11 protein-coding genes are annotated in these 13956 nt (G+C 66.1%); 4 read left to right on the top strand and 7 right to left on the bottom strand.

What is annotated here, in order from left to right:
• Positions 1-8: 8 nt before the first annotated feature.
• A complete protein-coding gene (locus tag BDW41_RS00820) occupies positions 9-926 on the bottom strand; it encodes a cupin-like domain-containing protein (RefSeq protein WP_074547520.1) in 918 nt (305 codons plus the stop codon).
• Positions 927-1299: 373 nt separating this feature from the next.
• Entirely contained in the window at positions 1300-2151 is an 852-nt protein-coding gene (locus BDW41_RS00815) for a hypothetical protein (RefSeq protein ID WP_074547521.1), read from the bottom strand.
• A 167-nt stretch (positions 2152-2318) separates the two neighbouring features.
• On the opposite strand from BDW41_RS00815, the gene BDW41_RS00810 reads away from it, so the two are divergent.
• The gene (locus BDW41_RS00810; protein WP_074547522.1) at positions 2319-2996 is read left to right on the top strand and encodes a J domain-containing protein; all 678 of its coding nucleotides are present in this window, start codon (positions 2319-2321) and stop codon (positions 2994-2996) included.
• Between the two features lie 316 nt (positions 2997-3312).
• On the opposite strand, the gene BDW41_RS00805 is transcribed toward BDW41_RS00810, so the two are convergent.
• The 5 genes from BDW41_RS00805 to tviB all read right to left on the bottom strand — a co-directional run bounded on the left by BDW41_RS00805 (position 3313) and on the right by tviB (position 9701).
• Positions 3313-4713 (bottom strand): TIGR03013 family XrtA/PEP-CTERM system glycosyltransferase, encoded by a 1401-nt coding sequence (locus BDW41_RS00805; RefSeq protein WP_074547523.1) that lies wholly within the window; start codon positions 4711-4713, stop codon positions 3313-3315.
• A gap of 155 nt (positions 4714-4868) precedes the next feature.
• The gene (locus tag BDW41_RS00800; RefSeq protein ID WP_158536959.1) at positions 4869-5612 is read right to left on the bottom strand and encodes a 4'-phosphopantetheinyl transferase superfamily protein; all 744 of its coding nucleotides are present in this window, start codon (positions 5610-5612) and stop codon (positions 4869-4871) included.
• A gap of 26 nt (positions 5613-5638) precedes the next feature.
• Positions 5639-7300, bottom strand: coding sequence for a GMC oxidoreductase (locus BDW41_RS00795; RefSeq protein ID WP_074547525.1), 1662 nt, complete (start codon positions 7298-7300; stop codon positions 5639-5641).
• Between the two features lie 101 nt (positions 7301-7401).
• A complete protein-coding gene (locus BDW41_RS00790) occupies positions 7402-8412 on the bottom strand; it encodes an NAD-dependent epimerase (protein ID WP_074547526.1) in 1011 nt (336 codons plus the stop codon).
• A gap of 11 nt (positions 8413-8423) precedes the next feature.
• Positions 8424-9701 (bottom strand): Vi polysaccharide biosynthesis UDP-N-acetylglucosamine C-6 dehydrogenase TviB, encoded by a 1278-nt coding sequence (gene tviB, locus BDW41_RS00785; RefSeq protein ID WP_074547527.1) that lies wholly within the window; start codon positions 9699-9701, stop codon positions 8424-8426.
• A 473-nt stretch (positions 9702-10174) separates the two neighbouring features.
• On the opposite strand from tviB, the gene BDW41_RS00780 reads away from it, so the two are divergent.
• The 3 genes from BDW41_RS00780 (at position 10175) to BDW41_RS00770 (ending at position 13922) form a co-directional block, all read left to right on the top strand.
• A complete protein-coding gene (locus BDW41_RS00780; protein WP_083337569.1) occupies positions 10175-12469 on the top strand; it encodes a TonB-dependent siderophore receptor in 2295 nt (764 codons plus the stop codon).
• Between the two features lie 65 nt (positions 12470-12534).
• On the top strand, positions 12535-13209 hold the full coding sequence (locus BDW41_RS00775; protein WP_074547528.1) for a Fe2+-dependent dioxygenase: 675 nt from the start codon (positions 12535-12537) through the stop codon (positions 13207-13209).
• Positions 13206-13922 (top strand): tetratricopeptide repeat protein, encoded by a 717-nt coding sequence (locus BDW41_RS00770; RefSeq protein ID WP_074547529.1) that lies wholly within the window; start codon positions 13206-13208, stop codon positions 13920-13922. The genes BDW41_RS00775 and BDW41_RS00770 overlap by 4 nt, the downstream gene beginning before the upstream one ends.
• Positions 13923-13956 lie beyond the last annotated feature (34 nt).

The following is a 13956-nucleotide window of genomic DNA, read 5'->3' as shown; positions in this document are numbered from 1 at the left end:
GCGGTCGGTCAACTGGCGATGGCGTAGGGCGCGCCATCCGTGTTCGGGCGCTTGCCCAGTGAACGGCGCAGCAGTTCGCGCGCATGGATGGCGGAACGAAAGCCGCTGTGCAGAAGGAAGTCGAGCAGCGTGTTCTGTCCGACCGCGGGCGGCGCCATGCCCCAGTGGCGCAGGCGTTCGTGCGCGGCGTGCAGCAGGGAGTCGTGCCGGGTCGCCCGGGTGTAGTAGGTGAAGCTGACGGTGATGGAGGCGTTGTCGCCGTTCTCCACCATGTGCGGGCTGGTCGATGGCATGTACGCGCCCTGGCCCGGTTCTAGGTGGAAGACCGTGGCGCGCTCGCGCAGGCTTTCGTCCCACTTCAGGCGGTCGCGTTCATGGCATGCGTGGAAACGGTCGCGCGATTCCTCGCTGGCGGCGACGGTGTCGCGGTGGTCCCACACGTAGAGCGTCTTGCGGCCGCTCACCTGCAGGATGAAATTGTGTTCCTTGTCGAAATGGAACGGCGTCACCGTGTTTGGCGAGGTGATGAAGATCCAGCCGCCGCGATAGCACATGCCGGGATCGACCGGATCGACGACCGGCTTGACGTCGTCGAGCACGTGGTCGACCAGCGTGCGATAGGTGTCGTCCGTCTGCACGTTGAGCAGCGACATCCAGCACCTGGCCTGTTCGATCTGCTGCAGCGTGTTGGCGGCCGACATGCGGTGCGGATGGAGTTTCGGCGCGTTGTTGAAAGGCGTGCCCGGCGTGACGTCGCTGGTATGCGTGCGCACGCGGCCGCGTGACTCCAGGCGCTTACCCAGTTCCACCAGCGAGGAGAGTTGCAGCAGCGGATGATCGGCCAGGCGATGTCGCACTGGCTGGATCCGCCAGGGATCGAAGGTTTCCCTGTCTACCTCAATCAGCCGGCCGGCATCGGCGCTCATGGCTTCCCCCTGTGCAAGTGCGGTTCGCGTCGCAGCGACGTGCTGTCCATCCGGTGGCCGACAATCGCTGTTCCCGCCGTGCGGGCCGTTGCCGGCCCGGTCACGCGTCGCTGGCGCCATCCCCCGGAGCCGTGTTCCGACAAACGGCGATGCATCGGAACGGGGGTAGTCTCCGTCCCGCGCGCATGGGTGTGAATACGCCCTAAGCAGCAGAGGGCCGCAACGAACGACGCGCGGCAAACCCGACGAAATAGGCTGTTAGGGGTAGCTCTGGCGCGTTGCCGCGACACTCGTTGTCACGGCGGCAGCAGGCACGGCCGGCATGGCGCCGAAAAGTGATACAGGGATGTAACAGGTGCGGCGTGGAGCGGCGTCAGGGCGCCTGGAAAGCGAACAGCCAGAGGATGGCGCCCTGCGCCGGCGAACCGCTCCAGGTGACGGAGTACGTGCCCGCCGCATTCACCTGGCGCACGGCAACCGCGCATTGCACGCCGCTGTTCGGCGGCAGGTGCAGGTAGCTGTCGATGACCTTGAAGCCGTCGCCGGGAATCGCGCTCATGGAATAGATGTAGGCATCGCCCAGCCATACCGCCACCAGGGTGGCCGGGCCGGTGGTGGTCACCGTGCCGCTGGTCAGCAGGCTGCTGGTGGTATCCGGGTTGCCGACCATGCCTTGCCACGCGCGCGTCAGCTTGTTCGCGGCACGGGCGGTGACGCTGGGCGTGGGGTAGTTCTGCGCCACGTCCTGCAGCTTGCCGGCGTGCACGATCTCGATGAACGGCAGGCTGATTTCGCCGTTGGGCGAGCCGGCCTTCACCACTTGGACAGTGTGATGTTTGCCGCCGTGCGCGCCGATGGCCAGGTAGGCGCGGGCGTTGAAACGGCCGTCGTAGCCGTTGTACGTCACCGGTTCGCCGATGCGCTTCCAGGTGTTGGCATAGCTGTCGGTAGGGTCGGCATCGTTGTCGGCGTGGCCCGCCACCAGCACGAGCAGCGAGCTGCCGTCGTCCTGCGTGTGTATCGCGGAGGTAACGGCGGGCGAGCTGCCGTCGCCTTCGGATTGGGTGAGCAAGGTGTGCGCGCCGAGCGTGGGTATGGCCTGCATGGCGGGCATGGCGTCATCGGTGCCTGTGGCGGCGACGGGAAGGGCGGCGGCGAGTAGCAGCGCGAGCATGCCGGCGCGGCGGCGCGACGAGCAGGATGGGAAGGAGAAACGGGCTTGCATGTGCGCATTCTCCTGTCGTATGGCAACGATATTGTGATTCGACCTATGCCGTGTCAAGCTCGCCAAGGGCGCCGAATGGACGGCCAAACGATGTAGAAATCCTGGCGAATGGATCGGCCGGAACACCTTGCGTAACGACGCTTCGACGCCATGGTTGGGGGACGCTGGTGACGCACGAAACCGACTTTCTCGATCTGTATCGCCGGCTGGGCGTGAGCCCGGGCTGCGAACTGGCCGAGCTGAAACAGGCGTACCGGCGTCACGTTGCCTTGCTTCATCCCGATCGCCGGCAAGGTCAGCCCGCCGACGCCCGCTCCGCGGCACGGCTGCAGCGGCTTACCGCGCAGTACGGTGCGGCCATGGAGTTTCACAAGCGCCATGGCCGCTTGCCGGGTGCGCCGCGCGAATCGGCGGATCCGTTCGCCGCCCCTCGCCAGCGCGTTCCGCACGAATCGCTGCCGCAGGACAGGCCATCACCGGCAGGAAACCGCTCGCGCGGAAAGCTTGTCGTGCTGCTGGTCATTGTGGTGCTCGCGACGTTGGGTTGGATGGCGCACGAAGCTTCGTTGAAGACATCCGCCGATGCCGTCGAGGAAGATGTTCCTGCACAAGCGGTGTCACCGGTCATTCCGCACGAGGCCGCCGATGCGGACACAGTGTTGCATGCAGGCATGTCCACCGCCGACGTACGTTCGCTGGAAGGCGAGCCGCTCGCCGTGCACGGCGACCTGTGGGAATACGGGCCGTCATGGGTACGTTTCGATCACGACGAACTCGTCGAATGGCACAGTTCGCCCTTGCGGCCGCTGCATACGGCTAGTGGGCCGTCGGCGCGGCTGCCTTGAGGGCATCTCCAAAATCTCGAAAAGCGCTGAATGTTCGCGTCGTCATTCCGGCGCAGGCCGGAATCCAGTGGCGAAAGAAGTCGGTCGCTGCGTGAAGCTAAAGCGTTTGGCTCTTCCGCAAAAACCATTTGATAAGGCCACTGGATTCCGGCCTGCGCCGGAATGACGGTGAGGGGACTGAATTTCACGGAGATTTTGAATAGGCTCCAGGCCCCGACCGCACCGGTCGCCAGGCGGCTGCTTGCAGTGGATCTGCGGTAGGTCAGATCACATCGCTTGGCTTCCACCACCCGGCGGCCGGTGCGGTCGACGTGCGTCAACGCGCGCCTCGTCCGAACAACACCACCTCGACCGTCTGGATCAGGATGAGCAGGTCGAGCATGAGGTTGTGATTCTTCACGTAGAACAGGTCGTACTTCAGTTTTTCGGCGGCTTCCTCGACGGTGGCGCCGTAGGGATAGCTGAGCTGCGCCCAGCCGGCGAGCCCGGGCTTCAGGCAATGGCGCAGGCTGTAGTAGCGGATCTGCGAAGCGAGGTCGGCTACGAACTGCGGGCGCTCCGGGCGCGGCCCGACGATGCTCATGTCGCCCTTGAGCACGTTCCACAATTGCGGCAGCTCGTCGATGCGCAGCTTGCGGCTGATGCGGCCGACGCGGGTGACGCGGTCGTCGTTCTTCGCCGCCCAGCGCGCCACGCCGTCGCGCTCCGCGTCGGTGCGCATGCTGCGGAACTTGAGCAGGAGGAAGGTGCGTCCATGCGCGCCCACGCGCTCCTGCCGATAGAGAATCGGTTGCCCCGCGCCCGATTCGATGCGGATGGCCAGCATTTCCAGCAGCATCAGCGGCCAGCACAGCAGCAGAAGCAGCGTGGCCGCGCCCAGGTCGAAGCAGCGCTTGCTCAGCTGGCGCAGCGGCGTGGCGTTGAAGCCGCCGGAAAATACCAGCCACGACGGATCGAGAATGGTGAGCTGCAGGCGACCGGATTCGCGTTCGAAGAACGAGGTGAGGTCGGTGATGGTGATGCCCATCTGCCGGCACTCGAGCAGGTCGTCCATGGGCAGGTGGCCGCGGCGGTCGTCCACGCCGACCACCACTTCGTCGATCTGTTCGCGCTGCACGAAGAGATGCAGCGGTATGTCGGTGTGGATGAGGTGATGTTCGGGCACCGCGACGGTTTCGTTGGCGCGGGGCACGTAGCCGACCACGCAGAAGCCACGGCGATCCGTGCGGCGACGCATCTGGTTGTGGATCTGCGCGGCGCGGTTGCCGGCGCCGAGGATCAGCACGCGGCGCTTCAAGGCTTCCACTTCCACCAGTTGCAGGAACGCCATGCGCAGGCCGAGCACCAGGATGAAACCGAGAGCCAACGCAATGGCCAGCACGCCGCGGCCGACATAGGCCTGCGGCACGATGTAGTAGCCGATCACCAGCAGCACGCCGCCCAGCACGAAGGCCACGAACTGGCGGGCGACAAGGCCGAAGCGCGTCATGCGGATGTGCGCCTGGTACTGACCCAGAGCCATCATGCCGACCATGATGATGATGGCGAACACCAGCGAGCGCTGCGGCAGGTGCACGGTGAACTCGGCGAGTTCATCGGGGTTGTAGGCGTAGCGGATATAGGTGGCAAGCGCCAGCGACATGGCCAGGAGCAGCAGCTCGCAGAAGCCGAGAAAGACCAGCCATCGCATGGATTGCCGACGTAGAAAACGAAGCATCCGATCCCCCCTTGCGTCCCCTAAAGTGCCAACGTCCAGTGGCAGCAACGAGGCTATCGCGGCGGCTTCGCGCGTGTCGATGCAACTAACGGTTTACCGGCGGCACAGTCTGTTCGGCTGTCTCAGGGGTGTTACATGCGCGGGCATCGAAAAACTCAGACGTGATGCAGCGAGTAGCCGCCGATGTCGCAGCTCAGCGCCAGCGAACCCAGCCAGCTCACCGGCATGGCCAGCGGAAACACGCGACAGGCGCTGGCGCCCGCCGCTTCGACAGGCGGTTCGATGGTGCTGCCGGCATCCACCTCGATGGTCGATGGCGGCACCCGCAGCCCTACGCCGAATGCCTTGAGCACGGCTTCCTTGCGCGTCCATAGCTCCAGCAGTGCGCGGCTGCGCGCGCCGACGTCCAGCATCGACATCGCTTCCGCTTCGCGGCGCGAGCACAGCACGCTGGCGATATCGTGCAGCGATGTGCGCGAGGGAAAGCCCTCGATATCCACGCCGATAGCGGTGCCCCGGCCGATGGCCACCGCCACCATGGTGCCGCTGTGGCTGAGGCTGGTGGCAAGGCCGCTGCCGGGCAACAGCGGCTGGCCGTTTGGGGAGCGCGTCAGCTCCACCTCGGCCGGGTCTGCGTTCATCACCACGCCAAGGGCCACGCGCCAGAACGCGTGCGCGACGGTGTAGGTGTCGTGGTCCAGCGCGTGGCGGAACCGCGCCGCGCGATTCGCCTCGTAGGCGCAGAGCAGGCCGGCGGCGTCGTCGCGCAGCGGCCACCAGGGCGCGCTGTCGAACACGATGACGCGTGCTTCGCCCGCCGACGGAGCCGTGAATTGGCAAGCGCGCAGCGCCGCGGACACGCGATGCGCGAAACGGGAGAAGCTCGTCTGCGGGAGCATGGCCGCCTGCATTCCATCGCCCCGCATTACAGGAAGCCGCTCATCAGCAGGCCGCGCAGCTCATCGGCCAGGCGCAGGCTGAGGGCGACGATGGTGAAGGTGGGGAACGCCCAGCCGCCGGTCGGGAACACCGAGCTGCCGGCGACGTGCAGGTTGTCCATGCCGTGCACCTTGCAGTCGCGGTCGACCACGCCCTTGGTGGGATCGTCCGACATGCGGGTCGTGCCGATGTGGTGGGCCGTGCCGTGGATCTCGGGCTTCACATGGTCGGGATCGGCGAGCCACGGCGCGAGCGCGAAATGCCCGTTGCAGGCGCGTGCCAGTTCGTTGCCGAACAGCGTGGCCGAGCGGCGATAGGTGCGGTGGTCGAGCGGCGTGAGGCGCCAGTCCACGCATACCTTGCGTTGCCCGAGCGCGTCGGTTTCCTCGCCAAGCGTGATGCGGCTTTCGGGGTTGGGCGCCTGTTCGAAATAGCCGACCAGTTCGACGTGGCTGTTGCTCACCGCCGGCCGGTCGGTGAGCTTGTGCACGAAGGCCCTGGCGATGTCGCCCATACCCAGGCCGAGCTTCAGCGCGGTGAGTCCGAGGCTGGAGGGCGCCGTGATGACCTCGCCGGCCGGCGCGTTGCGCAGCGCTTCGGAAAGGCGAGCCTCCAGCAGCGCGTTCTCGTCGAGCACGGTTTTGCGCAGCGCAGTGCGCAGTTCACGCAGCGCGCGGATGCCACGCGGCAGCGGCCCTTCCACGCCGAAGGGATGCACGCGTCCGTTGAGCACGCGCTCGGTGCGCTGGTAGACGGGCGACAGCGCGATCTCCGGGAACGACGATGGCGCATTCTTGCCGCGCAGGCGTTCATAGGGTCGGGTGATGCGGTGTGGCTCATCGGCCGTCAGCGTGCCCAGCGTGCCGCTGGGGTGATCCATGAAATACCGGCCGACCACGTCGTGCCGGTTGCCCAGGCCTTCGCGCACGACCGAATTGGACAGCAGGAGCAGGCGCGCATTCTCGATGCCGCCGGAGGCCAGCACGTAATGCCGCGCGCGCACCCGTCCGCGGCCGCCGCCCAGCGAGGCGATCACGGCCTCCTGCACGTGCGCGCCGTCCGCCGAGGGCAGCAGTTCGAGCAGATTGGCATGCAGCAGCACCTTGATGTTCGGCGCGCGATCCAGGGCATCGCGGTAGGCGTCGCCGAACAGGATGGCGCAGCGCGCGAACAGCGGGTTGATGAGCTTGTCCTCGTCGAAGGACAGCACCGGGCGGGCGGTCGGCGCGGTGAAGCTGCCTTCGGTGAAGGCGATGTCGCCCAGCTGGCAGAACGAACGCGCGCGTGCATAGTAGGGTTCCAGTTCCGCGTAGCGGATCGGCCAGCCGCTGTCGGGCACCCAGTCGCGCGGTTTCAGGTCGTCGTCGCCCAGCGGGATGCAGCCGCCACCCCACAGGTTGCAGCTGCCGCCGAACACGCGCATGCGCGAGGTGCCCGGATCGAATTCGATGGGGCCGGAGGAGCTGCCTTCGCAAAGTGCCTGGCTGCGCTGCTCGCCGCCCAGTCCGCCGCTTTCCAGCAGGCAGACCTGCACCGCGCTGCCGATGAAGCTGTGCGCGATGGCAATGCCCGCGGCGCCTGCGCCGATGATGCACAGGTCGGCTTCCACATCCTGCGGATGCGCTCCACCCAAGTAGTCGATGATCACGCCACCCCCTAGAGATCCACGTCGCTTGCTGCGGTGTCGGTCGTGGATCTGGTCCTTGGCGTCGCGCCCGGTGGCGCAGGTAAGGTGGTCGCCTTAGTCGATCACACGCGGTAGTACTCCCTGTACCAGCGTACAAAGTTGGCCACGCCCGTTTCTACCGACACCTGCGGCCTATAGCCAACGGCCTGTATCAGGTCCGTTACATCCGCTTCGGTGTCCGGCACGTCGCCCGGCTGCAGCGGCAGCATCTCCATGATGGCCTTGCGGCCCAGGCAGGCTTCCAGCACTTCGATGTACTTGAGCAGTTCCACCGGACGTTCGTTGCCGATGTTGAACAGGCGATACGGCGCCACGCCGCTGCTGGCCGGATCGGGCTGGTTGCTGTCCCAGCGCTCGTCGATGGGCGGCACCTTGTCCAGCGTGCGGATCACGCCTTCGACGATGTCGTCCACATAGGTGAAGCTGCGCTTGTGCTTGCCGTGGTTGAACACGCGGATCGGCTCGCCCGCGAGGATGGCGCGGGTGAACAGGAACAAGGCCATGTCCGGACGGCCCCACGGGCCGTAGACGGTGAAGAAGCGCAGCCCCGTGCATGGGATGCCGTACAGATGCGCGTAGCTGTGCGCCATCTGTTCGTTCGCCTTCTTGGTGGCCGCGTAGAGCGTCAGCGGATGCTCGGCGGATTTGTGCTCGGAGAAGGGCATGTCCGTGTTCGCGCCGTACACCGAGCTGGTGGAGGCGAACACCAGGTGTTCCACACCGTGATGGCGGCAGCCTTCCAGGATGTGCAGGAAGCCCGTGACGTTGCTGCTGGTGTAGACGTGCGGATTCTGCGCGGCGTAACGCACGCCGGCCTGGGCCGCCAGGTTCACCACGCGCTGCGGACGGTGTTCGGCGAACGCCTGCTCGATGGCGGCGCGATCGGCCAGGTCGGCCTGGATGTGCGTGTAGCCGGGGTTGTCCGCGAAGCGCGCCAGGCGCGCTTTTTTCAGGGTGACGTCGTAGTAGTCGTTGAGGTTGTCCACGCCCACCACTTCGTCGCCGCGCTCGAGCAGGCGCTGGGCGACATGCGAACCGATGAAGCCAGCCGTACCGGTGACCAACACTTTCATGACGCAGCCCCTCAGAGTCGACCGTCGACCGCTTCGCGCGGCAGCACGTACTTCACGTCATACACCACGGACGAACCCTTGCCGAACGCGCGGATGCCCTCGGCGCCCCATGCGGTGAACTGGCGATGGCCCACGGCGACGATCACCGCATCGTAGTCGCCGTGCCGCGGCGCCTCGATGGGCGTCAGCGCGTATTCGTGCTCGGCTTCGGCGGCATTGACCCACGGGTCGTGCACGTCGACCTCGGCGTTGTAGCCGCGCAGCGCCTCCACGATGTCGACCACGCGCGTGTTGCGCAGATCGGGGCAGTTTTCCTTGAAGGCGAGGCCAAGGATCAGCACGCGCGCGCGCACCGGGTTGATGCCCTTGCGCACCATCAGGCGTATCACTTCGCTGGCCACGTACGGGCCCATGCCGTCGTTGGTGCGGCGGCCGGCCAGGATCACGTCGGGGTGGTGGCCGACTTCCTGCGCCTTGTGCGTGAGGTAGTAGGGGTCCACGCTGATGCAGTGGCCGCCCACCAGGCCCGGACGGAACGGCAGGAAGTTCCACTTGGTGCCGGCGGCCTGCAGCACTTCCAGCGTGTCGATGCCCAGCTTGTTGAACAGGATGGAGAGATCGTTGACCAGGGCGATGTTGAGGTCGCGCTGCGTGTTCTCGATCACCTTGGCCGCCTCGGCCACCTTGAGCGAGCTGGCCTTGTGCGTGCCGGCGGTGATGATGGAGCCGTACAGGCGGTCGACGAAATCGGCGGTTTCCGGCGTGGAACCGGAGGTCACCTTGAGGATGCTGGTGACGCGATGCTGCTTGTCGCCGGGGTTGATGCGCTCGGGACTGTAGCCGGCGTAGAAGTCGCGGTTGAACACCAGGCCCGAGCCTTTTTCCAGCAGCGGCACGCACACTTCCTCGGTGCAGCCGGGATACACGGTGGACTCGTAGACCACGATGTCGCCGCGCTTGAGCACCTTGGCCAGGGTTTCGCTGGCGCGGATCAATGGCGTGAGGTCGGGGCGCTTGGCCGAGTCGATCGGCGTGGGCACGGTGACGATGTAGACGTTGCAGTCGGCGAGATCCGACAGCTGCGAGCTGAAGCGCAGGCGCCTGGCCTCGGCCAGTTCCTCGTTGCTGACTTCCAGCGTGTGGTCGACGCCGCTGCTCAGTTCGTCGATGCGCTTCTGGTTGATGTCGAAACCGACGGTGTCGTAGTGCTTGCCGAACTCCACGGCCAAGGGGAGGCCGACGTAGCCGAGTCCGATGATGGCGAGCTTGGTGTCTTCCAGGTTCTGCATGCCGTTCTTCCGCTGTCGAGGGGGAGGCGTGAATTCGAGCCGCAGGGTATCCGACGGATGGCCCAACGAAGTGCGAACGTACATGCCCCCTGATGAATGCAAGCGGACATAAACGGGCCGACATCGCTTGCAGGCGGCGCAAGGCTAACAGGGTCGTCATGCTTTTCCGCTAGGCCAGAGGATGCTTGCCGGATGGCGTATGCGCGGACGTGAACCCGTGCGCCGTGCGGGCATGGCATTCGAGTGCCCGGGGCTCCCTGGCGTTCGGAAGCAGGGCGTTCGCGCGGGGTTCGATCGATGCCGGGCGGGCGGGTTGCAACAAGATATTGCGAATCATTCTCAATATTGTTAACGTAATTTCATGCGATGCGCGCGGGGCAAGGACCGCGCGCTTCCCCTCTCCCCCTCAACCCGACGGTGAACGGCAGCCTTGAGCCTGGGCGGCCGGCGTTCGCCTGCGCGAAGGATCGAGCATGACCTCCAAGACCTTTGTCTCCTCATCGGCCAACCCGCCCATCCGCCTGATGGCCAGCGCCCTCGGCCTGGCGCTGGTGTCGACCTCGGCCATGGCCGCCGGCGACGCGCCGGCCGAACCGGCCGCCGATTCACAGGATGCGCAGAACCTCGATGGCGTGAAGGTGCGCTCCACGGTGGTGAACGCCACCTCGCCCAAGTTCACGGCGCCGCTGCTCGACACGCCGCGCTCGGTCACCGTGGTGCCGCAGCAGATCATCCAGCAGACGGCGGCGACCTCGCTGCTGGACGTGCTGCGCCAGGTGCCCGGCATTACCTTCGGCGCGGGCGAGGGCGGCAACCCCAATGGCGACCGTCCGATCATCCGCGGCTTCGACTCCGAAAGCTCGGTGTTCATCGACGGCGTGCGCAGTTCCGGTTCGCAGTCGCGCGAAATCTTCGACATCGAGCAGGTCGAGGTGATGAAGGGCCCCAGTTCCGCCTACAGCGGACGCGGCGGCGTCGGCGGCAGCATCAACCTGGTCACCAAGTTGCCCAAGGCGGAGGACTTCGTGCGCGCCACCGCGGGTGTCGGCACAGACAATTACTACCGCGGCACGCTCGACTGGAACCAGCGCGTGGGCGCCGACTCGGCCGTGCGCCTCAACGTGATGGGGCACGGCAACGACGTGCCGGGCCGCAACGGGCCGGACATGTCGCGCTGGGGCATCGCGCCGTCGGTGACTTTCGGGCTGCACGCGCCCACCAATGTCACGCTGAGCTACTACCATCTGCAGAGCGACGACACGCCGGACAGCGGCATCCCGTACAACAACCCGTTTGCCGCCACGAGCCCTTACGCCCGCCTCAACGGCGACGGGCGCCCGTACTCGGTGCCGCGCGGCACGTACTACGGCTGGCTGGATCGCGACTACCAGAAGCAGTCGAACGACATCGGCAGCATCCTGATTCGGCACGACTTCGGCGACGGCTGGCTGCTGCGCAACACCACCGTCTACGCGCGCTCCACCAACGACTACATCTGGACCCAGCCCGACGACAGTCAGGGCAACTTCCTGGTCAATGGCGGCGTCTGGCGCCGCAGCAACAATCGCGACAGCAGCACCACCAACATCACCAACCAGACCGACCTCACCGGCGAGTTCGACACCGGCGCGCTCAGGCACAGCGTGGCGGCGGGCATCGAGCTGAGCAGCGAGAAGACGCATCGCACCAGCTATCTGGTCGATCCCGCGAAGAACGCCAGCGATACCCACAACACCGGCTCCCTCGTCAACGGCGCGTGCAGCAGCAAGTACGGCATCGGCGCGCCGTCCAACTACTGGTGCACCAGCGCGCAGCATCCGACGCCGCACGATCCGTTCAACGGCGCGATCATCGGTGGACAGAACCCCACGCGCATCGTCACTGACACGCGTTCGGCCTGGGCCTTCGATACGGTGACATTCAACCCGCAGTGGTCCGTCAACGGCGGCGTGCGCTTCGACAGCTTCAGCACGCGCTCCACCGCAACGACCACCACCACCGGCGTGGTGACCCGCGTCAGCAACGACTCCAACTTCTGGAATTACCAGCTGGGCGTGGTCTACAAGCCGGCGGCCAACGGCAGCGTCTATGTGTCGTGGGGCACCTCGTCCAATCCACCGGGCGTGGATGCCGGCGACGGCGCGGACGGCATCGCGGTGACCAACCAGGACCTCAAGCCCGAAAGCAGCCGCAACATCGAGCTGGGCACCAAGTGGGACGTGTTGGACCAGCGCCTGTCGCTGACGGCGGCGGTGTTCCGCAGCGAAAAGACCAACGCCCGCGTCGCCACCGGCGGGCGTGGCAGTCCGCAGATCAATGCGGGCGAGCAACGCGTGGACGGTATCGAGCTGGGCTTCAGTGGCCAGGTCACGGAACGCTGGAATGTCTATGGCGGCTATACCTACCTCGACAGCGAACTGGTGAAGACCGGACCCGGCGATGCCGCCAGCCGGGGCAACGTGTTCCCCAATACGCCAAAGAACAGCTTCACGCTGTGGACCACCTACGCCATCGGCTCGCAGTGGACGATCGGCGGTGGCGCGTACTACCAGGACAAGGTGTTCGGCAACACGGCCAACACGAAATGGGTGCCGTCGTACACGCGCTTCGATGCCATGGTGTCGTACGTGGTCAATCCGCACCTGTCGCTGCAGCTCAACGTGCAGAACCTTGCGAATCGCTACTACTTCGATAAGGCTTACGCCTCGCACTATGCGTCGGTCGCCCCGGGAAGGGCGGGTATCCTCACGGCCCAAATCAGTTTCTGATAGGTTCGTGAGCCTCGACCGTACCCCGCTGGGGTGCGGTCGACAGGTAACGATAGGGAAATCGGATGCTGCTGCACGTCCCCGAGGTTTTGAACGCCGATGAAGTCGCCCTGTGCCGGCGACGGCTCGCGCAGGCGCCCTGGGACGGTGGCCGCGTTACGTCCGCTCGGGCCAGGCATCACCTGCAGCTGCCGGAAGACTGCTCGGAGGCCAGCGAGCTGGGCGTCCTGATCCAGGCTGCACTGGCCCGCAACACCACCTTTTTTGCGGGCGCCTTGCCGCGCCATATCTTTCCGCCGCTGTTCCATCGCTACGGGGTGGGCCCGTCGCTCGGGTTGCACGTCGACAACGCGGTTCGCCGTGACCGTCGCAACGGTGAGAACGTGGCTTTGCGCACGGATCTGTCGGCCACGCTGTTCCTCAGCGAGCCCGGCGAGTACGACGGTGGCGAGCTGGTGATCGAAGACACCTACGGCGAACACAGCGTCAAGCTCGCCGCGGGCGATCTGATCCTTTACCCCGCCAGCAGCCTGCACCGCGTGGAGCCGGTGACGCGCGGCGAGCGGTTGGCTGCGTCCTTCTGGATCCAGAGCCTGGTGCGCGACGAAGCCCATCGCCGTCTGCTTCTGGAACTGGATGTATCCATCCAGAGCCTGGGGCAGGCGAATGCGCCGCAGGCGGACGTGCTGCGCCTGACCGGCGTGTACCACAACCTATTGCGCACCTGGTCCGAGACATGACGACCGCACAGGGTGCTTGCGACGACTTTCCGAAGTTGTTGAGGTCGGACCCTCCGCGCGCGCTGCACATGCTGCGCGTGCAGGCACTGGCCGGCGATGCCGCCTCGCAGCTCGCGCTGGGACAGATGTACCTGGAAGGGATCGGCTGCGCGCGCAACGGCGAGGAGGCGCGTTACTGGTTCCAGCATGCCGCGCATCACGGCGACGCCATGGCCATGAACATGCTGGGGCGCTGCCTGGAAAACGGTTGGGGCGGTGCGGTCGACAACGAACTGGCGGCGGTGTGGTATCGCGAGTCGGCGGAGCACGGCTGCGACTGGGGCATGTACAACTACGCGCACGTGCTTGCACAGGGCCGTGGCGTAAAGGCCGATCGCGCCGCCGCGTTCCACTGGTTCAGTCGCGCGGCGGAGCTAGGGCATGGGCGTGCCATGCACTTCCTCGGCCAGTACTACGAGTTCGGCTGGGAAACCGACGCGGACCCGGAGCGCGCCCGCGAGCTTTATCGCGGTTCCGCAGAGAAGGGCGACTATCGCGGCCTGTGCAGCTGGGCCTCCGTGCTCACCGAGCAGGGCCGCATCGAGGAAGCCTGCGCCTTATTGCGTCGCGTCCTGGCGACGGCGCCCAGCTATTTCGTGGAAGCGCTGCGCGAAGAGCTGGGCCAGTCGCGGCATTCGCAGTTGCGGGCGCTGGCGCGCGCCGAGGCGGTGTAAAAATCGATCGCGGCTTCGTCTGGGACGCCTCCCT

It is taken from the genome of Dyella sp. AtDHG13 (genome assembly GCF_003201105.1).
GTDB classification, from domain to species: domain Bacteria; phylum Pseudomonadota; class Gammaproteobacteria; order Xanthomonadales; family Rhodanobacteraceae; genus Dyella; species Dyella jiangningensis_B.
Note: the sequence above shows the minus strand (reverse complement) of the source record. Positions and strands in the feature narration are given on the sequence as shown.

Bases quoted from the DNA above. Each gene is read 5' to 3' on its own strand.
- BDW41_RS00820 (WP_074547520.1), bottom strand. From the start codon at position 926: ATGAGCGCCGATGCCGGCCGGCTGATTGAGGTAGACAGGGAAACCTTC.
- BDW41_RS00815 (WP_074547521.1), bottom strand. From the start codon at position 2,151: ATGCAAGCCCGTTTCTCCTTCCCATCCTGCTCGTCGCGCCGCCGCGCC.
- BDW41_RS00805 (WP_074547523.1), bottom strand. From the start codon at position 4,713: ATGCTTCGTTTTCTACGTCGGCAATCCATGCGATGGCTGGTCTTTCTC.
- BDW41_RS00800 (WP_158536959.1), bottom strand. From the start codon at position 5,612: ATGCTCCCGCAGACGAGCTTCTCCCGTTTCGCGCATCGCGTGTCCGCG.
- BDW41_RS00790 (WP_074547526.1), bottom strand. From the start codon at position 8,412: ATGAAAGTGTTGGTCACCGGTACGGCTGGCTTCATCGGTTCGCATGTC.
- tviB (WP_074547527.1), bottom strand. From the start codon at position 9,701: ATGCAGAACCTGGAAGACACCAAGCTCGCCATCATCGGACTCGGCTAC.
- BDW41_RS00780 (WP_083337569.1), top strand. From the start codon at position 10,175: ATGACCTCCAAGACCTTTGTCTCCTCATCGGCCAACCCGCCCATCCGC.
- BDW41_RS00775 (WP_074547528.1), top strand. From the start codon at position 12,535: ATGCTGCTGCACGTCCCCGAGGTTTTGAACGCCGATGAAGTCGCCCTG.
- BDW41_RS00770 (WP_074547529.1), top strand. From the start codon at position 13,206: ATGACGACCGCACAGGGTGCTTGCGACGACTTTCCGAAGTTGTTGAGG.